The sequence below is a fragment of the Inhella inkyongensis genome, from assembly GCF_005952805.1.
In the GTDB taxonomy this organism is placed as follows: domain Bacteria; phylum Pseudomonadota; class Gammaproteobacteria; order Burkholderiales; family Burkholderiaceae_C; genus Inhella; species Inhella inkyongensis.
This window is the reverse complement of record NZ_CP040709.1, coordinates 592,071-615,497: the sequence shown is the minus strand read 5'-3', so window position 1 is coordinate 615,497 and position 23,427 is coordinate 592,071. Positions and strand designations below refer to the sequence as shown.

The following is a 23,427-nucleotide window of genomic DNA, read 5'->3' as shown; positions in this document are numbered from 1 at the left end:
CGAAAGGGGCGGATGCTAATGGCTCAGTGAACTCCGCCTGCACCTTGGCCATCCAGGGAACCCCTAAATCGATGGTGAGCACAGGGCCACCATCGAGTCAACGAATCCACGGCGAGGGCTGCGCCGCTACTCCTGCAGCACCTCGCGCAGCCGAAGCTGCAGCGCCTGATCGGGCAGCCGGGCCAGCACCATCCAGTGCTCCAGGCGCATCGGCAGCTGGCTGTGCCAGCGCTGCTGGGCGCCGTCGGCCTGGGTTTGCAGCCACTCGACATCCACCTGCATCGGTTCACGCCGGCCGCGCCATTGCGGGCTCAGGCTCAAGTGCCACTGCGCCGGCGCGGCCCCGGCCAAGGTGGCGCGCAGCGGACCCTGGGTGACTTGGGCCCAGCGCAGTTCAGGCTCCGCCAACTGCAGGCTCCACTGCGCTCGGGTGCCGGCCAGTACGCGGATGAGGGGCAAGGGGGGCAGGTCGACGGGTGCGGCCGTGCTCGCCGTGCTGACCGTGTGCCGATCCCGAGGCAGACCGGCGCGACTGCTGAGGGTGCCCGCAGGCAGGGGCTCGCTGAGCCGCACCCAGCGCAGTTCCAACTCCAGCAAGGGCGGCCGATCAGCGGCCTGGGCTGTCAACACCCAGCCTCCAAGGCTGAGCACCAGACTGCGTCGCTTCATCGCCGCGCACTCCACAGGTTCAATCCCAAGCCAGCCATCACCAGGGCCGCACCTTGCAACTTCCAGGCCGGCAGGGCCTCACCCATCCACCAGGCCGCACAACCCATACCGATCACCGGCACCAGCAGGGCCGTGGGCACCACCTGTGCAGCCGCATGGCGGGCCAGCAACCAGCCCCAGATGCCGTAGCCGAACAGCGTGTTGCCCAGGGCCTGCCAGAGCACGGCGGTCCAGGCCCCGACATCGGCGGCTTGGGCGGAGCGCAGCAAAGCCTGCGGCCCCTCCACCCACCAGGCCAGCGCAATCAGGGCCGGCGCCGCGCAGGCGCTGCTCCAGACCATGAAGCCCAGCATGTCCACCTTGCCAGCGGACTGCCCGATCAGATTGGCGCAGCCCCAACAGAACGCGGCCACCAAGGCCAGGGACAGGCCCAGCGGCGTGGCCGAACCATCCACTTGCCAGGCGATCCAGGCGATGCCGGCCCAGGCCAGCACCAGGGCGGCGGTCTGCAGGCGCTTGAGCCGCTGCCCTTTGATCAGCAGGGCCAGCAGCAGCGTGAAGAAGACCTGGCTTTGCAACACCAGCGAGGCCACGCCGGGCGAGATGGCCGAGCGCATGGCCCAGAACAACAGGCCGAACTGCCCCACGCCGATCAGCAGGCCGTAGCTCACCAGCACGCGAGCCGGCACGGCGGGCCGCACGATCCACAGCAAGGGCAGCGCCGCCAGGCTGAAGCGCAGCGCCGCCAGCCACAGCGGCGTGAAGGTGGCCAGCGCCCATTTGATGATGACGAAATTGCTGCCCCAGACCGCCACCACGGAGAGGGCCAACAGCAGATGCCGCAGCGGCAAGGCGTTCATGGACGGACGATCAGGCGCATGGCGGCGCAGACTAACTCAGATGCCCCAGCGGCAAGGCGCCGGCGGCTTTCACTTCGCCCAAAGAAAAACTGGTGTGCACATCGCCCACATTGGGCAGCACCAAGAGGGTGTCGAGCGTGAAGCGGCTGAAGGCGTCCAGGTCGGTGGCCACCACCTGCAGCTCGAAGGTGCCGTTGCCGCTGATGTAGTGGCAGCTGATGACCTCGGGCAGCGCGCGCAGGGCGGCTTCCAACTGGCGGGTGGCGGCCGCGTTGTTGCGGTCGGCGTCCACGCGCACAAAGGCCAGCACCCCCAGGCCGATGCGGCGCCGGTCCAGCTCGGCGCGGTAGCCGGTGATGAAGCCTTGCTCTTCCAGCCAGCGCACCCGCCGCCAGGTGGGCGCGGCCGACAGCCCGATGCGCGCCGCCAGTTCGGCATTGCTAAGCCGGGCCTCCTGCTGCAGGGCGGCCAGGATGGCGATGTCGTAGCGGTCCAGCTGCTCGCCACGGCGCTCTTCGGCGGGCGCCTCGCTGCTCTTGGCGGCGGCGATGGCACGGCGCGGGTCTTTCGCGCGGGCTCGTTTGGCTTCGGTCATATGCAATCTATATCTCTTTTGAGAGCAAGATTCTTGCTCAAACAGCAAATCCAGCGGCAAACATCGCAAACACTTCTCGCCCCAACTTCTCTACACTGGCCGCATCTCACGCGGGCGCCCAGCCACAGGCGCCCGCGCTCTTTTTCAAGCCCGCCGCCGGAGCCCCCGCCCATGAACGCCCCTTTGCCCGAGCACATCCGCCGCGCCCTGGAAACCGTCACGCTGGATGACAAGTACGCGCTCGATCGGGGGCGCGCTTTCATGAGCGGCGTGCAGGCCCTGGTGCGTTTGCCCATCCTGCAGCGCACCCGCGACGCCCTGGCCGGCCTGAACACCGCGGGCTTCGTGAGCGGCTACCGCGGCAGCCCGCTGGGCGGCTACGACCAGGCCCTGTGGGCCGCGCGCAAGCACCTGGAGAAGAACCATGTGGTGTTCAAGCCCGGCGTGAACGAGGAGCTGGGCGCCACCGCCGTCTGGGGCACGCAGCAGATGGACCTGCACCCGGCCGAGAAGAAATACGACGGTGTGTTCGGCATCTGGTACGGCAAGGGCCCGGGCGTGGACCGCTGCATCGACGTGTTCAAGCACGCCAATATGGCCGGCACCGCCAAGCATGGCGGCGTGATCGCCATCGCCGGCGACGACCACATCTCCAAAAGCTCGACCGCCGCGCACCAGAGCGACCATGTGTTCAAGGCCGTGGGCTTCCCGGTCTTCTTCCCGACCACGGTGCAGGACATCCTGGACATGGGCCTGCACGCCTTTGCGCTGAGCCGCTATTCGGGCCTGTGGAGCGGCATGAAGACGATTCAGGAGATCGTCGAGAGCGGCGCCACTGTGGACGTGAGCCCGGACCGCGTGAAGATCCTGATGCCCGAGGACTTCGAAATGCCGGCCGGTGGCCTGCACATCCGCTGGCCCGATCCGCCGCTCGAGCAAGAGGCGCGGATGATGGACCACAAGTGGTACGCCGCGCTGGCCTACATCCGTGCCAACAAGCTGAACTACAACGTCATCGAGACGAAGCAGGATCGCCTGGGTCTGATCGCCTCGGGCAAGGCCTACAACGACACCCGTCAGGCCCTGTTCGACCTGGGCCTGGACGACGAGACCTGCCGCCGTCTGGGCATCCGCCTGCACAAGGTGAATGTGGTGTGGCCGTTGGAGGCCAACATCACGCGCGAGTTCGCCACGGGCCTCTCGGAGATCTTGGTCATTGAAGAGAAGCGCCAGGTCATCGAGTACCAGATCAAGGAGCAGCTCTACAACTGGCGCTCCGACGTGCGCCCGCACGTGCTGGGCAAGTTCGACGACGACGACCAGAGCGGTGGCGAGTGGGGCCTGCCCAACCCCAGCCGCAACTGGCTGCTGCGCCCGCAGGCCGACCTGACCCCGGCCCTGATTGCCCGCGCCATCACCCAGCGCCTGAAGAAACTGGGCGTGGACGCCGATGTGGCCGCCCGCCTGGACGCGCGCATGGCCGTCATCGAGGCGAAGGACCGCGCGCTGACCGACGAGATCAAGGTCGCCGGCGGCGCGGACCGCGTGCCCTGGTTCTGCTCGGGCTGCCCGCACAACACGTCGACGCGCGTGCCCGAAGGCAGCCGCGCCGTGGCCGGCATTGGCTGCCACTACATGGTGAGCTGGATGCCGGGCCGCAACACCAGCACCTTCACCCAGATGGGCGGCGAAGGCGTGCCCTGGGTGGGCCAGCAGCCCTTCAGCAAGGCCAAGCACATCTTCTGCAACCTGGGCGACGGCACCTACTTTCACAGCGGCATCCTGGCCATCCGCCAGAGCATCGCTGCGGGCGTGAACATCACCTACAAGATCCTCTACAACGACGCGGTCGCCATGACCGGCGGCCAGACCGTGGGCGAGCGCCCCGAGGGCCACTCGGTGATGCAGATCATGAACTCGGTGATCAGCGAGGGCGTGAGCCGTTTCTGCATCGTCACCGACCAGCCCGAGAAGTACACCGGCGTGGCCCTGCCGGCCGGGGTGCAGGTGCACCACCGCGACCAGCTCGACAGCATCCAGCGCGAGTTCCGAGAGATCGAAGGCGTCAGCGCCATCCTCTACGACCAGACCTGTGCCACCGAGAAGCGCCGCCGCCGCAAGCGCGGCAAGATGGCCGTGAGCGAAAAGCGTGTGGTCATCAACGAGCTGGTCTGCGAAGGCTGCGGCGACTGCGGCGTGCAGAGCAATTGCATGTCCATCGAGCCGCTGGAAACCGACTTCGGCCGCAAGCGCACGATCAACCAGAACAGCTGCAACCAGGACCTCTCCTGCGTCAAGGGCTTCTGCCCCAGCTTCGTCACGGTGGAAGGCGGCCAGCTCAAGAAGGCCAAGGCCGGCAAGGCCGCCTCGCCCTTTGACACGGCCCTCTTGGGCGAGCTGCCCCAACCTACCCTGCCCAGCTGCCAGACGGCCTGGGGCATCGTGGTGGCCGGCGTGGGTGGGACGGGCGTGATCACCATCGGCCAGTTGCTGGGCATGGCCGCCCACCTGGAAGGCAAGGGCGTGGTCACGCAAGACGCCGCCGGCCTGGCCCAGAAGGGCGGCAGCACCTGGAGCCATATCCAGATCGCTGACTCGCAGGAGGCCATCCACTGCACCAAGGTGGGCACGGCCGAGGCCGACCTCATCATCGGCTGCGACGGCATCGTGGCCGCCAACAAGGCCACCCTGCAGACCATGCGTCCGGGCCGCACCTTCGTGGCCCTGAACACCCACGGCAGCCCGACCGCCGCCTTCGTGCTGCAGCCCGACTGGCAGCACCCCGGTTCGGCCTGCGAGCAGGCGCTGGAGAACGCTGTCGGCAAGGATTTCCTGGGCCGCTTCGACGCCGAGGAAGTGGCCGTCAAGCTGCTGGGCGACAGCATCTACACCAACCCCATCATGATGGGCTATGCGTGGCAGATGGGCCGCATTCCGCTCTCCTTCGCCGCCATCCAGCGCGCCATCGAGTTGAACGGTGTGCAGATCGCCAACAACAAGGCCGCGTTCGAATGGGGCCGCCGCTGCGCTGCCGACTACGCCAAGGTCAAGGCCTTGTTCGCTGCAGAGGCCGTGGTTCAGATCGTCAAGCGCCCCTCGCTGGACGAGATGGTGGCGAAGCGGGTCGAGTTCCTGACCGGCTACCAAAACGCCGCCTACGCCGCCCAGTACAAGGCCGTGGTGGACAAGGTGCGCGCTGCGGAGGACAAGCTCGGCAGCAAGCAGCTCAGCGAAGCCGTGAGCCGTTACCTGTTCAAGCTGATGGCCTACAAGGACGAGTACGAAGTGGCCCGCCTGCACAGCGATCCGGCCTTCACCACCATGGTGGCCAGCCAGTTCGAGGGCGACTACAAGCTGGTGCACCACCTGGCCCCGCCGCTGTTCGCGAAGAAGAACGACAAGGGCGAGTTGGTGAAGAAGCCCTTCGGCGCCTGGGTTCGCCCGGCCTTCCGCCTGCTGGCCAGCCTCAAGGGCCTGCGCGGCACGGCCCTGGATGTGTTCGGCTACACGGAGGAGCGCCGCATGGAACGCGGCCTAATCGAGCGCTACAAGACCAATGTGGACGAGCTGCTCGGTTCCTTGAGCGCCGAGCGCCTGGCCCAGGCCGTGGAAATCGCCCGCCTGCCGGAAGACATCCGTGGCTTCGGTCATGTAAAGGAACGCCACGTCAAGGCCGTGATGCCCAAGTGGGAGCGCCTGATGCAGCAGTGGAGGGCGTAACTCCGGTGAGCTGAATCAAGAGCCCGCTAGATCTGTTGTCTTGCGGGCTCTTTCACTTCTGGCGTTCGTTCATACGGCCACGCTGCAACTCACGCGGCCCCACTTGCAGCTCATCGCAAGCCCCTGGTTCGACGGGCGGTCGAGGTTCAAAGTTCAGCCATCGACAACGCAGCGCACCCAGGAGACCCACCATGACCCGCTTCGACACCCGCCCCGCTCTGGACAAGATTTCTGGCGTTCTGACCCTGGCCGCCATGGCCGGTCTGACCTTTGCCAGCGCCGCCACTCTTGCCTCCCCGGCCATCGAAGCGGCCCCGGTGGTGCATCAATTGCCCACCGTCGTCGTGACCGCCAAGAAGGCCGTCGTGCACCAGCTGCCGCTGGTGGTGGTGACGGCCAAGCGCACCCAGGTCGAGTAAGCCCCCGCGCGCCGCGCTGCGGCGTTGTTGATCCGCCCAAGGGCCCGGCTTGCCGGGCCTTTTTTCATCTATGGTCAGCGCATGCGCTGGCTGATCCTTCTGCTGACTCTTGCGTGCCTGCCGGCACACGCCGATCCGCGTCTGCAGGGCTGGACGGTGCAGGTCTGTGACGACGCCAACGAATGGCCCCCCTATACCTATTACGAACGGGTGGAGGGTCAGAAGACTGAGCAGGTCCGCGGCTTCTCTATCGAACTGCTGGAGCGCCTGCTTCAACCCTTGGGCCTGAAGTACCGAATCGAGCTCCTGCCCTGGGTCCGGTGTCTGCAGGAAGTGCAACGCGGGCAGGACTATCAGCTGCTGTTGAACGCCACACGCAACCCCGAGCGCGAGCGCGCATTCCTGATCACCGAACCGACCTACAGCACCCGCACCTATTACTTCTGGAGCCGCCGCGTGCATCCGCAAGGCCTGAAGGTCAGAACGCAGGCCGACCTGAAGCGCTACCGAATTGGCGGGGTGCGCGGCTACACCTATTCGCAGCTGGACCAGATCGACATGGCCAGCCTGCAGCGCGGCCCCAACTACGCCAGCCTGGTGCAGATGCTGCATCTGGATCGCATCGACGTGATCGTGGTGGGTGAAGAGGTCTTCCACGGTCTGGCCGGTCTGCCGGGTTACGAGTTGGCGCAGGACCCCGACCTGGGGCGGGCGCCATTGGTCGTGGAGCGTCCCAACCGCTTTCACATGATGGTCAGCCGCCAGCACCCCTTGGGCCCGGCCCTGCACGCCGCCCTGCAGGGAGGGCTGGCCGAGCTGAACCGAAGCGGCGAGCTGCAACGGCTGCGGGATCGGCACCTCCGGCGCTGAAGCCTCCGCCGTTCAGCGCACTCAGGCGCAGTTCATGCGGCCATCCAGCCGGTTCAGCGCAACGCCCTTTGAAGCGCGAGCTGCGTGACCGAAAGTCCAGTCACCGACAGCCCACACCTTCCAGGAGCCCACCATGATCAAAGCCTTCAACACCCGCCCGGTCCTCGACGCCGTCGGCGAAAGCCTCACGTTGATCACCATGGTGGGCCTGACCTTCGCCAGCGCCGCCACCCTGGCCATGCCGGCCCCGCAGCATGAGGCCGCCACCGAGGCGGTGGTGCACCAATTGCCCCGGGTCGAGATCGTTGCCCAGCGCACTGTGGTCCATGTGCTGCCCACGGTGATCGTGACCGCCAAGCGCAGCAGCGAGTAAGCCGCAGCCAGCCCTCGCTGTCGCTCAGCCCCCGCCCCGGCCCTGCCGGTGCGGGGGTTTGCTTTTTGCAGCCCACAATGCCGCTCCGCCTTTGAACCAAGACCCATGCTCAAGCTCCTGGCCCTGCTGTTCTCGGGCGCCAAATTCGGCAAAGTACTTACCAGCGCCGGCACCATGCTGCTCTCGCTGGTGGTCTATGCCTTCATCTTTGGCTGGCGCTATGCGGCCGGCTTCATCGCCCTGCTCTTCGTGCATGAGATGGGGCACTACCTCGCAGCCCGCCACCGTGGGCTGCCGGTCGGTCTGCCCACCTTCATCCCGTTTGTGGGCGCCTGGGTGGAACTGAAGAAGATGCCGCACGATGCCCAGACCGAGGCCTTCGTGGGCATGGGCGGCCCCCTGCTCGGCAGCTTGGCAGCCACCTTGGTATACGGGGTGGCGCGGGCCTACCCGGACCAGCCTTGGCTTCTGGCGGTCGCCTACTCGGGCTTTTTCCTCAATCTGTTCAACCTGATCCCCTTGCCGCCCTTCGATGGCGGCCGCATCACCGCCGTGCTCTCGCCCAAGGTCTGGCTGCTGGGCGTGCCGGTGCTGGTGGGCGTGTTCCTGTGGAACCCCAGCCCGCTGTTGGTGATCTTTGCGCTGCTGGCCGCACCGCAAGCCTGGGCCGCCTGGAAGCACCGCCGCAGCCCCGAGGGCCAAGGCTATTACCTGGTGAGCCCTGCCAAACGCTGGGAGTGGGGGGCCTATTACCTGATCCTGGTGAGCTATCTGGCCCTGATGAGTTTTGAGGCGCACGCCCTGCTGGCCAGTCACCGCTGAAGCGGGCTGACCGTCGATTCACCCGCCGATTACCGCAGCTCATCGCATCTCCCTTTCAGGGTAAACCCTGATCGACGACAGTGCAGCCATCGACAACCGCTGCACCCCAGGAGAGCACCATGAGCAAGATCACCTTCAACACCCGCCCGGTCCTGACCTCCGTGTCCGAGGCCCTGACCCTCATCACCATGGCGGGTCTGACCCTGGCCAGCGCGGCCGTACTGGCCGCTACGCCGGCCCCCGCCTCGGTCGACCCTGTGATTCATCAGCTGCCCACCGTGGAAATCGTCGGCCAGAAGGCCGTGATCCACCAACTGCCGCTGGTGATCGTCACCGCCAAGCGCAGCACCTGATTCCCCGGGGTGCAGCCCCCGGTCGATCGAGTCTGTAAACACCCCTCAAGGCCCGCCGCAGCACACGCTGCGGCGGGCCTTGTCGTTGAGGAAGTCTTTAGTCGGTTCCACTCCGCACTGCTAGTCTGGGCGGCATCTGATTGCTTCTCTGTCCCATGCTCAAACCCTGGATCGCGCCCGTGCTGGCGCTGTGCGCCGCTTCTGCCCTGGCCGTCCCCTTGAAACCCGTTCGCACGGTCGAAGGGGTCATCGAGTACCGCCTGGCCAACGGCCTGCAAGTGCTGTTGGCCCCCGATGCCAGCAAGCCCAGCACCACGGTCAACATGACCTACCGGGTCGGCTCCAAGCACGAGAACTATGGCGAGACCGGCATGGCCCATTTGCTGGAGCACCTGATCTTCAAGGGCACGCCCACGCACCGTCAGGTGATGGCCGAGTTTGCGCAACGCGGCTTTGATTTCAACGGCACCACCTGGACCGACCGCACCAACTACTACGCCTCGTTCGCCGCCAATCCGGCCGATCTGCGCTGGTATTTGCGCTGGCAGGCCGATGCGATGGTCAACAGCCTGATCGCCCGCAAAGACCTGAACACCGAGATGACGGTGGTGCGCAACGAAATGGAGATGGGCGAGAACAGCCCGGCCAACATCGTCTCGGAGCGCCTGCTGGCCACCATGTTCCAGTGGCACAACTACGGCAAGAGCACCATCGGCGCGCGCAGCGATGTGGAGAACGTCGACATCGGCCGCTTGCAGGCCTTCTACCGCCAGTACTACCAGCCGGACAACGCCACCCTGATCGTCACCGGCCGTTTCGATCCATCACAGACCCTGGCCTGGATCACCCAGTCCTTCGGCCCACTCAAGAAGCCGCAGCGCACGTTGCCGCGGCTCTACACCCTGGACCCGGCGCAGGACGGCGAGCGCCAGGTCAGCGTGCGCCGCAGCGGCGGTACGCCCACGGTGGCGGTGGGCTACCACGTTCCCGCGGCCACCCACCCCGACTACGCCGCCGTGGAGTTGCTGGGCGCGCTGATGGGCGAGGCGCCCAGTGGCCGGCTGCACAAGGGGCTGGTGGAGCAGCACAAGCTCGCCACCAGCGTGAGCGGCGGCGCCTATGCCTTTGGCGAGCCTACGGTGCTGAGCTTTGGCGCCGACGCCCTGCCCGGCGCCGATCCACAGCCCCTGGCCCAGGCCCTGGTGGCCGAGTTGGAGGCGGTGGCCCAGCGCCCCTTCCTGGCCGAAGAGTTGGAGCGCGCGCGCAAGCGCTGGCTGAACCGCTGGGCCCAGCTGTTTGCCGACCCGCAGCAGATCGGCTTCGCGCTCAGCGAGGCGGTTGCGGTGGGGGACTGGCGCTTCTTCTTCCTGCTGCGCGACCGCATTCAGGCCCTGCAACTGGCCGATCTGCAGCGCGTGGCCCAGGAGCGCTTGCTGCCGGCCAATCGAACGCTGGTGCTCTACATCCCCACCGAGAAACCCCAGCGCGCACCGGCCCCACAGGCCGTGGATGTGGCCGACCAGCTGCGCACCTTCCAGCCCGCCGCGGCCCAAGCCGAAGTGGCGGCCTTTGACACCGACCCGCTGCGCATCGAAGCCCAAGTCCAACGCTTCGAGCTGCCCAGCGGCGCGCGCCTGGCCCTGCTGCCCAAGCCCACGCGCGGGGGTCTGGTGAAGGGGCGCGTCCAGCTGCGCTTTGGCACAGCGCAGAGCCTGCGCGACCAAGGCGCAGTCAGCGATCTGCTCGCCAGCCTGATCAACGAGGGCAGCGAGCGCCTGGGGCGTGAGGCCCTGCGCGACCGCATGGATGCGTTGCGCATGGAGTTGCAACTCGGCTACAGCGCCGACAGCGTCATCCTGGCCTGGACCAGCACCCGCGAGCATGCCGTGGCGGCCGCCGAGTTGGCGCTGGAGCTGCTGCGCCACCCGCGCCTGGACCCTGCCGTATTCGAGGAACAACGCCAGCTGGCCTTGGCGCAGGTCGATGCCGCCAAGTCCGAGCCCGAACAACTGGCCCCCAACGCCCTGGCGCTGGCCCGCAACCACTTCCCCACCGGCGACCCCCGCCACGCGCAGAGCTTTGCCGATCAAGCCGCCGCCCTGAAAGCGGTGTCGCTGGATCAGGTGCGTGAATTCCACCGCCGCCACTACGGGGCCGACCACTTGCGCCTGGCCCTGGTGGGCGACTTCGATGCCGCCGCCCTGCGCGCCGCCCTGACGCCCCTGCTCCAGGATTGGCGCGCCCTGCAGCCCCCGCAGCGCCTCACCCGCCCTTGGGCCGATCTGCCCGCAAAGCGCCTGAGCCTGCCCACGCCGGACAAGCAAAACGCCACCCTTGCGGCGGCCCTGTCCGTCCCCGTGAAGGACAGCGATGCAGACTTTGTGCCCCTGATGCTGGCCAATGCCATCCTGGGCGAAAGCACCGACTCGCGCCTGTGGGTGCGCATCCGCGAGAAGGAAGGCCTGAGTTACGGCACCTGGGCCGCGCTGGACTGGAACACGCAGGAGGCGCACAGCGTCTGGAACTTCGGCGCCCTCTTTGCGCCGCAGAACCGCGCCAGGGTCGAGGCGGCGCTGCGCGAGGAACTGGCGCGCGCCCTGAAGGAAGGCTTCACGGCCCAGGAACTGGCCCGCGCGCAGCGCGCCCAACTCAGCAGCCGTGCCCTGGCGCGCGCGCAAGACGGCGGGCTGGCCGCCGCGCTGAGCAGCCAGGCCGACCTGGGCCGCACCCTGAAGCACAGCGCCGCGATCGACGCCGCGATTCAGAACACCACGCTGGAGCAGGTCAACGCAGCGTTGCGCCGCCATCTGAAGCCCGAAGCGATGCAACTCGTCTGGGCCGGAGATTTCGGACCCACCCCCGAAGCGGCTGCGCCGCCTCCCCCTCAAGGGGGCGTCAGCAGCGGCCCGGCAAAGCCGGTTCCGCGCTGACCGCTTGATCCAATGCCCACCGCCCTGCGTCGTCGAGCGGCTCTATGCCTGCCCCTCCTCAACTGGGGGTGCGCACCGACACCCCTTGCACCATTCGCTGCGCCTGCTTTCAACCCACCGCACCAAGGTGGACGGCTCTGGCGCGCCGACCCGACCGCCTCGGTGCTGCGCATCGTGGCCTTTCGCGGTGGCGCGGCCGCGCGACTGGGGCATCACCACATCCTGCAGGCCGCGCGCTTTCACGCCCAGCTTTGGCTGCCTGAATCCGGCCTGGCGGGCGCCCAAGGGGAACTGACAGTGCGCCTGGACGAGTTGGAGTTGGATCGCCCCGATTGGCGCGCGGCGGCAGGCGGCGAGTTCAACGAGAAGCCCCTGGACGCCGAGGCCATCGCGGCAACCCACCGCAACTTGCTGCGCGCCCTCAACGCCGACGCCCATCCCGAGGTCAGCCTCCACCTGCGCCAACTCGGCGGCGCCACCCCCTGGTGGACGGCTGAGGTAGATCTGCGGCTGAATGGCCAGATCCAGACCTACCGCATGCCCCTGGCCGTGGAACAAGGCGCTGAGCGGCTGCGGTTACAGGGCCGCCTGCTGCTGCGCCACAGCGATCACGGCCTGCAAGCCTTCAGCCTGCTGGGCGGGCTGTTGGCGGTGCAGGACGCGGTGGTGCTGGAGTGGGATCTGACGCTTATTGCGGCGCGTCGGTGAGCGTGCGCAGGAAGGCGACGATGTCGCTGACATCCTGCGGACTCAGGCGCGCGCGGTTGCCTGGCAGCGGTGCAAAGGGCGCGCGGCGTTCCACATTGGCCTGATAGGCAACCGGCAGGTCGTTGAAGCGCTGCACCTGCCCATTTACGGTCGGGTACCAGCGGGTCGGGTCGGTGTCGCGCGTGGCATAGAAGGACACCACCTCTTCCAGGGTGTTGAAACGGGCGTTGTGCATATAGGGGGCCGTGAGCGCCACATTGCGCAGCGTGGGCACCTTGAAGCGGCCGCACAGCTGGGTGCGGGCCAGCAGGTCGCTGCGGCCCGGACCGCAAAGGCCGAGGTCAAAGAAGGTCGGATCGGCGGTGGCCTGGCTGATATTTCGCGGTACGGCCAGCGCGTGATAGCTGAAGTCGGTGAACAGCGCCCGCACCCCATTGCCGCGCGGCTGGCTGCTGTGGCAGCTGGCGCAGTTGCCGCGTTGCGGGTCGTTGAAGGCCGCCAGGCCACGCGCCTCGGCCGCCGTGAAGCTGGCCCGGCCCTCTTGCACTTGATCGAACTTGCTGTTGAAGGGGTGGTAGTCCGGGTCACGGGCCTGGTAGAGCGCCAGGGCATCGGCCACGGCGTCCACCACGGCGGCATCCGTGGGTGCGGCGCCCAGGTTGTAGAGCCCCAGCAAGCTGCCGTAGAGCGGCGTGGCACGCAGGCGCTGCACCAAATCCGCAGGACTGGCGTTGGCCATCTCCTTGGGCGCAAAAAGCGGCCCGCGCGCCTGCTCGGCACGGCTGTTGGCGCGGCCATCCCAGAACAGGCCGCCACGCGCTCGGCCTTGAGCGTCCACGGAGAAGGCGCCCGCCTGGTCCAGATAGCGCAATGACGGGCTGCTGCGCAGGCCCTGTTGGTCCAATGCAGGACCACCCAGCGGCAGGAAGCGGCCGGCCGGATCCGCATGACCTTGGCGACTGTCATGGCAGCTGGCGCAGGCCTGCTGGCCGCTGGCAGAGAGGCGCCGCTCATTGAACAAGAGCTCACCCAAACTGACGCGGGCCTGCTGATTCACGGCCGGTGCCGGCGCCGGATCGGGCGGGGGGGACGGACGCGGTGGCTGGCGCTGGGCTTGAACGCCCAGAGAAGCCAAGGCCATCAAACTGAGCAATAGGGCAATGGGGGTGCGTCGCATGGCGGTCTCCGAACGGCGGATGGCAACAAGAGGTCGAAGGCGACTGTCCGGCGCAATTGCGCAGCAAAGATGCCCACACTGTGGAGAGCCTCTCCACAATTGCCCGCCCGCCTACGCATAGAGTGAAGGCCATGCGCTTGGTCCATCAACTCAGCCTGACCCTGCTGGGCACCAGCTTGGTGGCCCTGTTGGCGATGGGGGGCTTCAGTGCCTTTCACTTGCGTGCCGGTTTCTCTGACTACCTGCGCGCCCAAGACGCCGAGCGCCTAACGGCCTTTGCCGGCGCAGCGCGGGCCGTGATCGAACGCCATGGCGTGGATGCCCTGGCGGCCAATCCGCGCCTGCTGCGCGCCCCGGGGCTGGACGGCGAACCGCCCCCGCGCCGCGAACCGCCGCCCGAAAGAAGGCGGCCAGGACGCCTGGAAGAGGAGCCCGACCGCCCCCCCCCCCGACCCCGAGCGGGCACTGGCACGGCGGGGCCTTTCCCTGGTGGACGCGCAGGGTCGATTGATCTGGGGCCGGCTGCCCCCGGCAGACCGCCCCAGCCTGGAGGAAGCCGTGGTGCTGGAGGGGCGCACCGTCGCCCTGGCCCGGCTGGTGCCGCGCCCCGAGGCACCCGAGGCCCTGGACCGCCTGTTTCTGCGCCGGCAGTTGCTCGGCCTAGTCGGGGTCGGGGTCATCGTGGCCCTGCTGGCCGCTCTGGCGGCCTGGTGGTTGGCTGGGCGCTGGCTGCGCCCGCTCACCGAAGTTCAGCGCGCCAGCCACCGCTTGGCGCAGGGCGACTTCAGCCTGCGTTTACCTCGGCGCACCAGCAAGCGCCGCAATGAGTTCGATGCCCTGGTCGACGACGTCAACCACCTGGCTGCCTCCCTGCAGACCCTGGAAGCCAGCCGGCGGCGCTGGATCGCCGAGCTCTCGCACGAACTGCGCACGCCCCTTACCGTGCTGCGTGGCGAACTGGATGCGGTGCGCGACGGCGTGCGCCCGCTCAATGCCGAGCGCGTCGAGTCCCTGGTGCGCGAGGTGGCCCGCCTGCGCCGCCTGGCCGATGACTTCCACTGGCTGGCCCTGGCCGATCTGCAGGCCCTGCCCTGTGCCCCGCAGGCCCTGGACCCCACCGCGCTGCTGCAGCAAGCGCTGGCGCGGCATCAGGATGCCGCCCGCCAGACCGGCCTTCTTCTCGACCTGAGGCTCGACCCCGCCTTGCCCCGCACGGTGCACTGGGATGGCGAGCGGATCAATCAGGTGCTGGACAACCTGATCAGCAACGCCCTGGCCTACACCGATGCGCCGGGCGAGGTGCGCCTCTCAGCCCGGCCCTTGAATGCCGAACAGCTGGAACTGCGCGTCGACGACAGCCCACCCGGCGTGGCCCCCGAGGCGCTGGCACGCCTGTTCGAACCGCTCTACCGCGCCGACCCGGCACGTCAGCGCCGCGATGGCGCCGGCAGTGGCCTGGGCCTGAGCATCGCGCGCGCCTGGGTGCTGCGCCACGGCGGCCAGATCCAGGCCCGGCCCAGTCCGCTGGGGGGGCTGGGCCTGGTCATCACACTGCCTCTGCAAACCCCACAGGAGCCCACACGATGAGCCGCATCCTGGTGGTCGAGGACGACCCCGCCATTGCCGCGCTGCTGAGCGACTACCTGGCGCACGCCGGCCTGAAGCCCGAGACCTGCGCCGATGGCCTGCAGGCCTGGCAGCTGTTTGAGCGCGCCGGGCCTTGGAGCGCCGTGGTGCTGGACTTGATGCTGCCGGGTCTGGATGGCCTGCAGCTGTGCCAGCGCATTCGTGCCGGCTCGGCAGTGCCCATCCTGATGGCCACCGCCCGCATCGACGAATTCGACCGCCTGCTGGGGCTGGAGATCGGTGCCGACGACTACCTGTGCAAGCCCTACAGCCCGCGCGAGGTGGTGGCCCGGGTGCGGGCGCTGTTGCGTCGCGCCGAAGGCCGGCTGGTGGGCCAGGCCGCCACCGAGCTGCCCGGCACCGGCGGCTTCAGCCACGATGAGGCCGGCCAGCGCCTGGGCTGGCGCGGGCAGTGGCTGAACCTGACGCCGGTGGAATATCGGCTGCTGCGCAGCCTGCTTCAGCAACCCGGCCGCGTGTTTGAGCGCGCCACCCTGCTGGACGCCCTGCACGCCGATGCCTTTCGCGACGTCAGCGACCGCGTGATCGACAGCCACATAAAAAACCTGCGCCGCAAGCTTGAGGCCCTGCTGGGCCAGGCCACGGCCATCCAGGCCGTCTACGGCGTGGGCTACCGCTTCACGCCTCCACTCGGCGCCTGAGTTCGGCCAGGGCCTGGGCGTTGCGCCCGGGGTCAAAGTCCGCCGCGGGCACGGCCAGCCCCCGTGCCAGGGCACCGCCGCGTGCAGCCTTGCTGCGCGGCTCCAGCGCCAGGCCAAATTCGCCCATCAGGCGTTCGGCCAAATCGAACAGGCCGGCCAAGGGACCGCCCAGCCACTCCAGCTCCAGCTCGCTCACGCGGGCCGCGGCGGCGCCAGCGCGCAGCTCGCCCACATCCAGGGCCAGCTCCAGCTGGGTGCCCTGCCAGTCCAGGCGCCGGCTCAGACGCTCGATCTCGGTGGCGAACTGCTCGACCCACGGTCCGGGCACCGCCGCCAGCGCCGCGGCCCCAGCGGCCAGCTCGGCATGGGCCGTCAGGTCCAGCGCAGGGCGGCCGGCAAGTACCGGCCCGCGCTCGGCGTTGTGCTCGGGGCGACCCAAGCCGTCGGCACTCGGGCCCTTGAGGGTCTGCACCCAACGATCTCCTTCACGCCGCAGGCGCAGGCCCCAGCCGCTGCGCGCCAGCGCGCGTTCGGCGTTGTCGAAGTAATGGGCCTGCAAGGGCAGCCGCTGGCCTTCCGCCAGCCAGGTCTGACGCAGTGCATCCAGGCGGGCGGGCTCGGTGGCCAGCCGCAGTTCGAGTTCTTGATGGGAGGCAGAAGTCATGCCGGGATTCTGGCCTTGCGGACACCGACGCTCTCGCGCAGCATCCGGCCATGCATGCCGCCACCCTGACCCCTTCGCCCACCTGGCGCGACCCCAAGCGCTGGGCCTGGTTGTTATCGGCCCTGTTCCCAGGGCTGGTCTGGCTGAACTTGGCGCGCTTCGAGCACAGCGGCAACGTGCTGTGGCTGTTCGTGGTCGCCGTCGTCGTCTACGGGCTGATCCCGCTGCTCGACGCCTTGCTCGGCGAAGACCGCGCCAACCCGCCCCCTGAGGCCCTGGCTGCGCTGGAGCACGACCCCTGGTACCGCAATCTGGTGCTGCTCTTCATCCCGCTGCAGTTCGGTCTCTTCATCCACGGCAGTCAGTTGGCGGTGACGCATGCCGGTGAGCCCTGGGTGTGGTTGGGCCTGATCCTGAGTGTGGGCGGCATCAATGGCGTGGCCATCAACACCGCACACGAGCTGGGCCACAAGCATCCCAACTGGGAGCGCTGGCTGGCCCGGGTGGCACTCGCCCCGGTGGCCTACGGGCATTTCTATGTGGAGCACAACCGCGGCCACCATCGGCGCGTGGCCACCTTTGACGACCCCGCCTCCAGCCGACTGGGCGAGAGTCTCTATCGCTTTTTGCCCCGCACCGTCTGGGGCAGCTTGCGCAGCGCCTGGGCCTTGGAGACCGGACGCCTGGAGTTGCAAGGGCACTCACGCTGGAGTTGGCGCAATGAATGCCTGCAGGCCTGGGCAATGACCCTGCTGCTGTGGGGTGGCTTGGTCCTGAGCCTCGGTTGGGTGCTGCTGCCCTTCCTGTTGATGCAGGCCCTCTACGGCATCAGCCTGCTCGAGGTGGTGAACTACCTGGAGCACTACGGGCTCAAGCGGGAGGTGGACGCGCGCGGGCGGCCGGTCAAGGTGCAGCCCGAGCATTCCTGGAACAGCAACCACCGCGTCTCCAACCTCTTCCTGTTCCATCTGCAACGCCACAGCGACCACCACGCCCACCCCAGCCGGCGCTACCAGGCCCTGCGCCACTTTGAGCAGGCGCCCCAGTTGCCCAGCGGCTATGCCGGCATGCTGCTGCTGGCCTATTGCCCGCCCCTGTGGTTTGCGGTGATGGACCGCCGCGTGCTCGCCCATTACGACGGGGACGTGAACCGAGCCAATGTGCAGCCCGGGTCCCGCTGGGCCGGCATCGTTCAAACGCTTTGAAACTTATCGTCAGCCCGGCACCGCCCGGGCGGCGCATTCCACGCAGACACTGCCGCCCTGATGCAAACACCTTCCACGCGCTACACCCGCCCCGCTGTGCTCTTGCACTGGCTGATGGCCCTGGGCCTGATTGCCGCCCTGGTGGCCGGCACCTACATCGCCGGCCTGCCCATGGGCCTGCAGCGGCTGAAGATGATCAACTGGCACAAATGGCTGGGGGTGAGCCTGCTGGCCTTGGCCCTGCTGCGCCTGGTCTGGCGCGCCGGCCATCGCCCGCCAGCCGACCTGCCCATGCCGCGCTGGCAGGCCCTCTCCGCCCACGCCGTGCATGGCCTGCTCTATGCGCTGATGCTGCTGGTGCCCCTGTTGGGCTGGGCCTATAGCAATGCAGCCGGCTTCCCGGTGGTGTGGTTCGGCGTGCTGCCTCTGCCCGATTTCGTGGGCAAGAACCCTGAGCTGGCCGAACTGCTCAAGCCCGCGCATCGGCTGGCCGCCTGGAGCTTGGCGGCCCTGATCCTGGCCCATGTGGCGGCGGCCCTCAAACACCATTTCCTGGACCGCGACGGCCTGCTTTCGCGCATGACCCTGAAAGGCTGAGCCCGCCATGAAAACGCTATTTGCCACCGCACTGCTGCTCGCCAGTTGGGCCCAAGCCCAAACCCTGCAGCCCCAGGGCGCCGAGATCGTCTTCGTCAGCAAGCAGATGGGCGTGCCGGTCGAAGGCCGCTTCAAGAGCTTCAAACTGGATCGCTTCAGCTTCGACCCCAAGAAGCCCGAGGCCGCCCAGATGGCGCTGACGGTGCAGATGAAGTCCGCCGGCGTGGGCACGCCCGAGGTCGATGCCGAGCTCGTCAAGCCCGAATGGTTTGATGTGGCCCGCCACCCCGAAGCACGCTTCGTCGCCAGCCAGGTCAAGGCCGTGGGGGCCGGCCGCTATGAAGTGCAGGGGCAGTTCAGTCTCAAGGGCCAGACCCGCCCATTGGCTCTCCAATTGGCCTTGACCCAGGCCGGGGGCTCCAGCACCGCCAGCGGCAGCTTCACCCTCAAGCGCAGCGAGTGGCAGATCGGCAGCGGCGAATGGGCCGACACCAGCATCGTCGCCAACGAGGTCCTCGTGCGCTTCAAGTTCCCCTTCAGCGGCATGGCGCCGCTCTAACCCTCAACGCAGGAAACCCGATGAAAAAACTGATCGCTCTGTTCGCTGCCCTGGCCACCGCCGGCGCGGTGCAAGCCCAGACCTACAAGGTCGAGCCCACCCACACCTTCGTGACCTTTGAAGCCAAGCACTTCGGCACCAGCACCAACCGCGGTCGCTTTGACAAGACCTCGGGCAGCGTCACGCTGGACCTGAGCGCCAAGACCGGCCGCGCCGAGATCACGGTGGACATGGCTTCGATCAACACCGGCACCGCCCGTTTTGACGGTCACCTCAAGAGCAAGGACTTCTTCAACGCCGAGCAGTTCGCCACCGCCACCTTCGTGGGCGACAAGTTCGAGTTCGATGGCAGCAAGATCAAGTCCGTGGCCGGCCAGCTGACGATGCTGGGCAAGACCATGCCGGTGACGCTGACGGCCAACCACTACAACTGCTACGACCACCCCTTCTTCAAGGCCCAGGCCTGCGGCGGCGACTTTGAAACGACCATCCAGCGCAGCCAATGGGGCATGGCCTATGGCCTGCCGGGCATCCCCGATAGCGTCAAGCTGGTGATCCAGGTCGAGGCCATCAAGCAGCCCTGAACCTGGTTTCGTGAAGGATTCACACCCCGCCTCGGCGGGGTTTTCTTTTTCCGGGCCCGGTTTGTCCGCCGGATCTGCAGATCGTCACGGCCGGCCTCCGGTGTGTCGCCCCAGCCACGACACCCCCCAGCGCTCTGCCTACAGTCCGCCCCATGCAAAAGCCTCCCCGCATCCCCGCTTGGATCACCGACCCGCTCTGGCGCGAACGCCTGAGTCGCTGGGCGGTGGCGACCATCACGGCTTTTCACCGCTATGCCGGGTGGCTGGTCAGCCTGACTTGGTGGCGCTTTGCCCTTTATGCCGCCGTGCTGCTGGTGGGCGTCCAGGTCATGACCAATTTCTGGCCCTTCACGGTGCGCTTCACCGAGTACGTCGAGTCGGTGCCGCCCAGCCTGCCCGAGCCACCCGAGATGCCGGAGCTGCCCGAAATTCCGGACGCGGAGGAGCCTGCTGAAGAACCCGAGGCCCCAGCTTCGGAGGCCGGCAAACACTTCGAGATCAAGATCGGCAAGGACGGGGTGCGCATCGGCCCGAAAGGTGCCAGCAAGGACGCGCCCCAGGTCGACATCAGCCCCGAGGGGGTCCGCATCGTGACCCCGCCCGAGCCCGGTGCCAGCGGCGCAGCCTCCACACCCGGCGCGGTGCTGGACATCCGCCTGCCCAAAGAAGCTGCCGAAGAGATCCGCCGCGAAATGGAAAAGGCCCGTCGCGAAGCGGTGGTGCAGGCCCGCGAGGCCGTCAAGGCCGAGCATGTCCGCGAGTTGCAGCGTTGGGAGCGCGAGTACCAGCGCGTGCTCGGCGACTGGAAGCGGGCCGCACGCGACAGCGGGAAGCGCACCCGGGTGATCCGCTACGGCGAATTCCTGGAAGACCTTTCCATCCTCTGGGTGCTGTTCAGCCTGATCGTCAAGGCCACCTACAAGGGCCGCCAGGAGGCCGAGGCCAAGGCTGCCGCCGCCGAGGAGAGCGCCGAAGCGGAAGCTCTGAAGCGCCAGCTGGTGGAAGCGCGCCTCAACACCATGCAGGCCCAGGTGGAGCCGCACTTCCTGTTCAACACCCTGGCGTCCATCGACCACTTGATCGAGGTCGACCCCAAGCGGGCCAGCCAGATGCAGAAGAACCTGATCGCCCTGCTGCGCGCCACCATGCCGACGATGCGCGAAGCCAATGGCCAGGGCAGCGGGCTGCGTGACCTGAAGCGCGAGATGGCCGTGGTGCGCCCGTACCTGGAAATCCTGCAGGTGCGGATGGAAGAGCGGCTGCAGGTTCAGCTGGACGTGCCCGAGGGCCTGCTCTCGGCCGAGTTTCCGCCCATGATCATCCAGGGTCTGGTGGAGAACGCCATCAAACATGGCCTGGAGCCCAAGCCCGAAGGGGGCAGCTTGGCGGTGCGGGCCCGCATCGAGCACGGCAAGCTGATCGTCGAGGTGGCCGACACCGGTCTGGGCTTCGGCCGCGCGGCCACCGCCGGCACCGGCGTGGGCCTGGCCAACACCCGCGAACGTCTGCAACTGCTCTATGGCAACAAGGCCAGCCTGACGGTGGCCGAGAACCAACCCTGTGGCACCTTGATCCGCATCAGCGTGCCCTACAAGTCCAATGAGGCGGAAGGAGCTTGATCATGAACCGGTTCTTCAAATTCATCGGCTGGACCGCCCTGGTGGTGCTACTGGCCAGCCTGGTGATGGGTGGCGTCTTGATGGGCCTGGCCCACGAGGGTCTGTTCAACAGCGGCTGGGGCGATGCCGGCAGTTGGCATGTGCTGGTGGACGGGGAGGAGTGGACGGGCGATGTCCACGAGTTCGGTTTCTTCGGCGGCTTGCTGGGCCTGCTGGCCCTGGGCTTCACGCTGGTGGTGGTGCTGCCCTTGACGCTGATCCTGGGCGTGGGTCTGCCGCTGTTGCTGACCTTCGGCGCGCTGGCGCTGGTGGGCGTGCTGTTGGTCGGGCTCTCGGCCCTGGTGGCCTCGCCCCTGCTGCTGCCCATCCTGTTGCTGGTCTGGCTGCTGAAACCCAAAAAGCCTGCGGCCAGCGCATAAAGTCGCGGCCAGTTTCAGGAGCCCCCCATGACCATCCGTGCCATCCTTGCCGACGACGAACGCCTGATGCGCGAGCAGCTACGAGCCCGCCTGGCCGAGGTCTGGCCGGACCTGGAGATCGTGGCGGAGGCCAAGAACGGGCTGGAGGCGGTAGAACTCACGAAAGAGCACAAGCCCGATCTCTGCCTGCTCGACATCCGCATGCCGGGTCTGACCGGCGTGGAGGCCGCCAAACAGATCGCCCAGCTGGATCTGGGCGAGGACGTGCGACTGCCCGAGATCGTCTTCATCACCGCCTACGACCAGTACGCGGTTGAGGCCTTCGAGCAGGGCGTTGCCGACTACGTGCTCAAGCCCGCCGAGCGCGAGCGCCTGCAGCTGACCGCCGACCGGATCAAGAAGCGCCTGGCGGCGCGCGATTCGGACGAAGGCGCCGAGGGCGGGCCAGCGGCCCAACCGATCCAGCAACTGCTGCACCGCCTCTCCAGCCAGCTCAACCCGGGCCAGGCGCCACGCTATCTGGAGTGGATCCAGGCCACCGTGGGCCAGGAGATCCGCATGATTCCGGTGGCCGAGGTGCTGTTCTTCATCAGCGACGAGAAGTACACCCGGGTGCAGACCGAGCAGGTCGAGGCCTTGATTCGCAAGCCCATCAAGGAGCTGGTGGACGAACTCGACCCGCACCTGTTCTGGCAGATCCATCGCAGCACCCTCGTGAACGTGAAGGCCATCAGCGGCATCAGTCGCGACTTCCGGGGACGCCAGCTGGTGGGGGTGAAGGGCCTGACCGAAAAGCTGGAAGTCAGCCGAAGCTACACCCACCTCTTCAAGGGGATGTAAAAGCCCCTCGGTCAGGGCCATGCCCAGCCCGTCCCCCGAGGGCGGCCGGGCGGTTCCTTGTGAGGCGATAGCGGGTGCGCTGCCAATGAACGGCACCGTCCAGCCACCCGCCGCCCTCAACCTGGTTGTCCAGGCCCCGGGCCTCGACCCCGCCCGGCAGGCGCGAACTCCACAGCCGAACCAGGGGCGCCCATGGCGCGGCACCATTGACCAGCACATTGCCCTGCAAGGTCAGTCGTCCTCCCGGCCAGGCCTGCCCTTCGGCCCCGTAGGCAATCAAGGTCAGGTTGCGCGTTTGCCCTGACTGCGCGATGCGGTTGTCCAGCAAGGTCACCTCGCCCCCATTGGGGAAGTCCAGCTCGTAGCTGGCGCGACCCTCGGGATCGTCCTCAATGCGGTTGTGCGCCAGCCAACTTTGGCGCGCGCGCGACTTGATCAGATGCCCATCGCGCCCCCCGTGGAAATGACTGCGCAGCACTTCCAGCCGGGCAATGCGACCGACGTAGAGCAGATGGTGCAGTCCAGCCCCCGCGCGCTCGGCGGCCGGCCCGAACTCGCTGTCCTCGATCGTCAGCTCGACGTCGGGCTGATTGCTGGTCAGAAGCCCCATCTCCTGCCCTGACAACTGACAGCGCACCAGGCTGAGCCGGCCACGCTCCAGGCGAATGGCCGCGCCGTTCTGATCCGGCACCCGTCCACCCCGAAACACCAAACCCTCCAGCCGCACATGGCCGCCCTTCAGCACCAGGATGGCTTTGTCTTCGGTCAGTGTGTGCCCGGCCTGCAACACAGCGCCGGCCCCCCGCAGCGTCAAATCACGCTGGCGAATCACCCCGCCTTCGCCCAGATAGAGTCCGGCGCGTAGCTCGATGGTGTCGCCGTCGCCCGCCGCCTGCAACGTGGTGCCGAGCTCACCCGGGCCAATCTGCCATAGACGCGCGGCCTGCAGCGGCCCGCAAAACAGCCCGGCCAGCAGCCCGACCAGCCCCCCGCAGGCCCACCTCCAGCGACCTCGTGTTAACCCTTGCATCGTCATGCCCGCTAGCATGCCTGCACTTTGTAACCGCGTACGCCCCCCTCCTTCTGATTGAGGATGGTCGTCAGCTCATGTCAAAACTACAGTCGCACGCAACGCTGTCACCACAAGGCGAGGCCC

At 67.7% G+C, this 23,427-nt stretch carries 23 protein-coding genes and 1 pseudogene; 18 read left to right on the top strand and 6 right to left on the bottom strand.

The window, feature by feature from the left end; translation table 11 throughout:
* Positions 1-126: 126 nt before the first annotated feature.
* From FF090_RS03040 to FF090_RS03030, 3 genes are read right to left on the bottom strand one after another with little or no spacing between them, the layout of a single operon-like run.
* Positions 127-669 carry a hypothetical protein gene (locus tag FF090_RS03040; protein ID WP_138855331.1) on the bottom strand — a complete coding sequence of 181 codons (543 nt, stop codon included), beginning with the start codon at positions 667-669 and terminating at the stop codon, positions 127-129.
* A complete protein-coding gene (locus FF090_RS03035; protein ID WP_138858271.1) occupies positions 666-1,520 on the bottom strand; it encodes an EamA family transporter in 855 nt (284 codons plus the stop codon). The genes FF090_RS03040 and FF090_RS03035 overlap by 4 nt, the downstream gene beginning before the upstream one ends.
* Positions 1,521-1,560: 40 nt before the next feature.
* A complete protein-coding gene (locus FF090_RS03030) occupies positions 1,561-2,124 on the bottom strand; it encodes an Lrp/AsnC family transcriptional regulator (RefSeq protein WP_138855330.1) in 564 nt (187 codons plus the stop codon).
* A 171-nt stretch (positions 2,125-2,295) separates the two neighbouring features.
* Between FF090_RS03030 and FF090_RS03025 the strand changes: the two genes are divergently transcribed.
* The 8 genes from FF090_RS03025 to FF090_RS02990 all read left to right on the top strand — a co-directional run bounded on the left by FF090_RS03025 (position 2,296) and on the right by FF090_RS02990 (position 12,319).
* The gene (locus FF090_RS03025; RefSeq protein ID WP_138855329.1) at positions 2,296-5,844 is read left to right on the top strand and encodes an indolepyruvate ferredoxin oxidoreductase family protein; all 3,549 of its coding nucleotides are present in this window, start codon (positions 2,296-2,298) and stop codon (positions 5,842-5,844) included.
* A gap of 191 nt (positions 5,845-6,035) precedes the next feature.
* Entirely contained in the window at positions 6,036-6,263 is a 228-nt protein-coding gene (locus tag FF090_RS03020) for a hypothetical protein (RefSeq protein ID WP_138855328.1), read from the top strand.
* Positions 6,264-6,344: 81 nt separating this feature from the next.
* Complete coding sequence (locus tag FF090_RS03015; RefSeq protein WP_138855327.1) at positions 6,345-7,133, top strand: substrate-binding periplasmic protein; 789 nt, start codon at positions 6,345-6,347, stop codon at positions 7,131-7,133.
* Positions 7,134-7,266: 133 nt separating this feature from the next.
* Entirely contained in the window at positions 7,267-7,506 is a 240-nt protein-coding gene (locus FF090_RS03010; protein ID WP_138855326.1) for a hypothetical protein, read from the top strand.
* A gap of 105 nt (positions 7,507-7,611) precedes the next feature.
* On the top strand, positions 7,612-8,328 hold the full coding sequence (locus tag FF090_RS03005; protein WP_138855325.1) for a site-2 protease family protein: 717 nt from the start codon (positions 7,612-7,614) through the stop codon (positions 8,326-8,328).
* A gap of 119 nt (positions 8,329-8,447) precedes the next feature.
* On the top strand, positions 8,448-8,681 hold the full coding sequence (locus FF090_RS03000) for a hypothetical protein (RefSeq protein WP_138855324.1): 234 nt from the start codon (positions 8,448-8,450) through the stop codon (positions 8,679-8,681).
* Between the two features lie 155 nt (positions 8,682-8,836).
* Positions 8,837-11,611: a M16 family metallopeptidase gene (locus tag FF090_RS02995; protein ID WP_138855323.1), complete on the top strand. Its 2,775-nt coding sequence runs from the start codon at positions 8,837-8,839 to the stop codon at positions 11,609-11,611.
* Positions 11,612-11,623: 12 nt separating this feature from the next.
* Positions 11,624-12,319 (top strand): hypothetical protein, encoded by a 696-nt coding sequence (locus FF090_RS02990; RefSeq protein ID WP_138855322.1) that lies wholly within the window; start codon positions 11,624-11,626, stop codon positions 12,317-12,319.
* On the opposite strand, the gene FF090_RS02985 is transcribed toward FF090_RS02990, so the two are convergent.
* Positions 12,300-13,496 (bottom strand): cytochrome-c peroxidase, encoded by a 1,197-nt coding sequence (locus tag FF090_RS02985; protein WP_138855321.1) that lies wholly within the window; start codon positions 13,494-13,496, stop codon positions 12,300-12,302. The two genes, FF090_RS02990 and FF090_RS02985, sit on opposite strands and share 20 nt — an antisense overlap.
* A gap of 131 nt (positions 13,497-13,627) precedes the next feature.
* Between FF090_RS02985 and FF090_RS19810 the strand changes: the two are divergent.
* From FF090_RS19810 to FF090_RS02975, 3 genes and pseudogenes are all read left to right on the top strand, one after another.
* A pseudogene (locus tag FF090_RS19810) lies at positions 13,628-13,876 on the top strand (hypothetical protein); the annotation flags it as partial.
* A 109-nt stretch (positions 13,877-13,985) separates the two neighbouring features.
* Entirely contained in the window at positions 13,986-15,083 is a 1,098-nt protein-coding gene (locus FF090_RS02980) for an ATP-binding protein (RefSeq protein ID WP_175423500.1), read from the top strand.
* Positions 15,080-15,784 (top strand): response regulator, encoded by a 705-nt coding sequence (locus FF090_RS02975; RefSeq protein ID WP_138855319.1) that lies wholly within the window; start codon positions 15,080-15,082, stop codon positions 15,782-15,784. The genes FF090_RS02980 and FF090_RS02975 overlap by 4 nt, the downstream gene beginning before the upstream one ends.
* Here FF090_RS02975 and FF090_RS02970 read toward each other — a convergent pair.
* Positions 15,762-16,448, bottom strand: a complete 687-nt coding sequence (locus tag FF090_RS02970) for a CYTH domain-containing protein (RefSeq protein WP_138855318.1) — start codon at positions 16,446-16,448, stop codon at positions 15,762-15,764. The genes FF090_RS02975 and FF090_RS02970 overlap by 23 nt on opposite strands.
* A gap of 50 nt (positions 16,449-16,498) precedes the next feature.
* Here FF090_RS02970 and FF090_RS02965 point away from each other — a divergent pair, with 50 nt between their 5' ends.
* The 7 genes from FF090_RS02965 (at position 16,499) to FF090_RS02935 (ending at position 22,271) form a co-directional block, all read left to right on the top strand.
* Positions 16,499-17,653, top strand: coding sequence for an alkane 1-monooxygenase (locus FF090_RS02965; RefSeq protein ID WP_138855317.1), 1,155 nt, complete (start codon positions 16,499-16,501; stop codon positions 17,651-17,653).
* A gap of 60 nt (positions 17,654-17,713) precedes the next feature.
* A complete protein-coding gene (locus FF090_RS02960) occupies positions 17,714-18,250 on the top strand; it encodes a cytochrome b (protein WP_138855316.1) in 537 nt (178 codons plus the stop codon).
* Between the two features lie 7 nt (positions 18,251-18,257).
* The gene (locus FF090_RS02955) at positions 18,258-18,809 is read left to right on the top strand and encodes a YceI family protein (RefSeq protein ID WP_138855315.1); all 552 of its coding nucleotides are present in this window, start codon (positions 18,258-18,260) and stop codon (positions 18,807-18,809) included.
* Positions 18,810-18,829: 20 nt separating this feature from the next.
* Complete coding sequence (locus FF090_RS02950; RefSeq protein WP_138855314.1) at positions 18,830-19,393, top strand: YceI family protein; 564 nt, start codon at positions 18,830-18,832, stop codon at positions 19,391-19,393.
* A 152-nt stretch (positions 19,394-19,545) separates the two neighbouring features.
* On the top strand, positions 19,546-21,012 hold the full coding sequence (locus tag FF090_RS02945; RefSeq protein WP_138855313.1) for a sensor histidine kinase: 1,467 nt from the start codon (positions 19,546-19,548) through the stop codon (positions 21,010-21,012).
* 2 nt (positions 21,013-21,014) lie between these two features.
* Positions 21,015-21,431 (top strand): hypothetical protein, encoded by a 417-nt coding sequence (locus FF090_RS02940; RefSeq protein WP_138855312.1) that lies wholly within the window; start codon positions 21,015-21,017, stop codon positions 21,429-21,431.
* A gap of 27 nt (positions 21,432-21,458) precedes the next feature.
* A complete protein-coding gene (locus tag FF090_RS02935) occupies positions 21,459-22,271 on the top strand; it encodes a LytR/AlgR family response regulator transcription factor (RefSeq protein ID WP_138855311.1) in 813 nt (270 codons plus the stop codon).
* Here the strand turns inward: FF090_RS02935 and FF090_RS02930 are convergent.
* Positions 22,258-23,307 carry a right-handed parallel beta-helix repeat-containing protein gene (locus tag FF090_RS02930; protein ID WP_138855310.1) on the bottom strand — a complete coding sequence of 350 codons (1,050 nt, stop codon included), beginning with the start codon at positions 23,305-23,307 and terminating at the stop codon, positions 22,258-22,260. The two genes, FF090_RS02935 and FF090_RS02930, sit on opposite strands and share 14 nt — an antisense overlap.
* Positions 23,308-23,427: the final 120 nt, after the last annotated feature.

Excerpts from the sequence above, each read along its gene's own strand:
- FF090_RS02975 (WP_138855319.1), top strand. The coding sequence starts at position 15,080 with ATGAGCCGCATCCTGGTGGTCGAGGACGACCCCGCCATTGCCGCGCTG.
- FF090_RS02970 (WP_138855318.1), bottom strand. The coding sequence starts at position 16,448 with ATGACTTCTGCCTCCCATCAAGAACTCGAACTGCGGCTGGCCACCGAG.
- FF090_RS02955 (WP_138855315.1), top strand. The coding sequence starts at position 18,258 with ATGAAAACGCTATTTGCCACCGCACTGCTGCTCGCCAGTTGGGCCCAA.
- FF090_RS02930 (WP_138855310.1), bottom strand. The coding sequence starts at position 23,307 with ATGACGATGCAAGGGTTAACACGAGGTCGCTGGAGGTGGGCCTGCGGG.
- FF090_RS02960 (WP_138855316.1), top strand. The coding sequence starts at position 17,714 with ATGCAAACACCTTCCACGCGCTACACCCGCCCCGCTGTGCTCTTGCAC.
- FF090_RS02965 (WP_138855317.1), top strand. The coding sequence starts at position 16,499 with ATGCATGCCGCCACCCTGACCCCTTCGCCCACCTGGCGCGACCCCAAG.
- FF090_RS03025 (WP_138855329.1), top strand. The coding sequence starts at position 2,296 with ATGAACGCCCCTTTGCCCGAGCACATCCGCCGCGCCCTGGAAACCGTC.
- FF090_RS03000 (WP_138855324.1), top strand. The coding sequence starts at position 8,448 with ATGAGCAAGATCACCTTCAACACCCGCCCGGTCCTGACCTCCGTGTCC.
- FF090_RS02985 (WP_138855321.1), bottom strand. The coding sequence starts at position 13,496 with ATGCGACGCACCCCCATTGCCCTATTGCTCAGTTTGATGGCCTTGGCT.
- FF090_RS03010 (WP_138855326.1), top strand. The coding sequence starts at position 7,267 with ATGATCAAAGCCTTCAACACCCGCCCGGTCCTCGACGCCGTCGGCGAA.
- FF090_RS02990 (WP_138855322.1), top strand. The coding sequence starts at position 11,624 with ATGCCCACCGCCCTGCGTCGTCGAGCGGCTCTATGCCTGCCCCTCCTC.
- FF090_RS03030 (WP_138855330.1), bottom strand. The coding sequence starts at position 2,124 with ATGACCGAAGCCAAACGAGCCCGCGCGAAAGACCCGCGCCGTGCCATC.
- FF090_RS02945 (WP_138855313.1), top strand. The coding sequence starts at position 19,546 with ATGCAAAAGCCTCCCCGCATCCCCGCTTGGATCACCGACCCGCTCTGG.
- FF090_RS03020 (WP_138855328.1), top strand. The coding sequence starts at position 6,036 with ATGACCCGCTTCGACACCCGCCCCGCTCTGGACAAGATTTCTGGCGTT.
- FF090_RS03005 (WP_138855325.1), top strand. The coding sequence starts at position 7,612 with ATGCTCAAGCTCCTGGCCCTGCTGTTCTCGGGCGCCAAATTCGGCAAA.
- FF090_RS03015 (WP_138855327.1), top strand. The coding sequence starts at position 6,345 with ATGCGCTGGCTGATCCTTCTGCTGACTCTTGCGTGCCTGCCGGCACAC.
- FF090_RS02995 (WP_138855323.1), top strand. The coding sequence starts at position 8,837 with ATGCTCAAACCCTGGATCGCGCCCGTGCTGGCGCTGTGCGCCGCTTCT.
- FF090_RS02935 (WP_138855311.1), top strand. The coding sequence starts at position 21,459 with ATGACCATCCGTGCCATCCTTGCCGACGACGAACGCCTGATGCGCGAG.
- FF090_RS03040 (WP_138855331.1), bottom strand. The coding sequence starts at position 669 with ATGAAGCGACGCAGTCTGGTGCTCAGCCTTGGAGGCTGGGTGTTGACA.
- FF090_RS02950 (WP_138855314.1), top strand. The coding sequence starts at position 18,830 with ATGAAAAAACTGATCGCTCTGTTCGCTGCCCTGGCCACCGCCGGCGCG.
- FF090_RS02940 (WP_138855312.1), top strand. The coding sequence starts at position 21,015 with ATGAACCGGTTCTTCAAATTCATCGGCTGGACCGCCCTGGTGGTGCTA.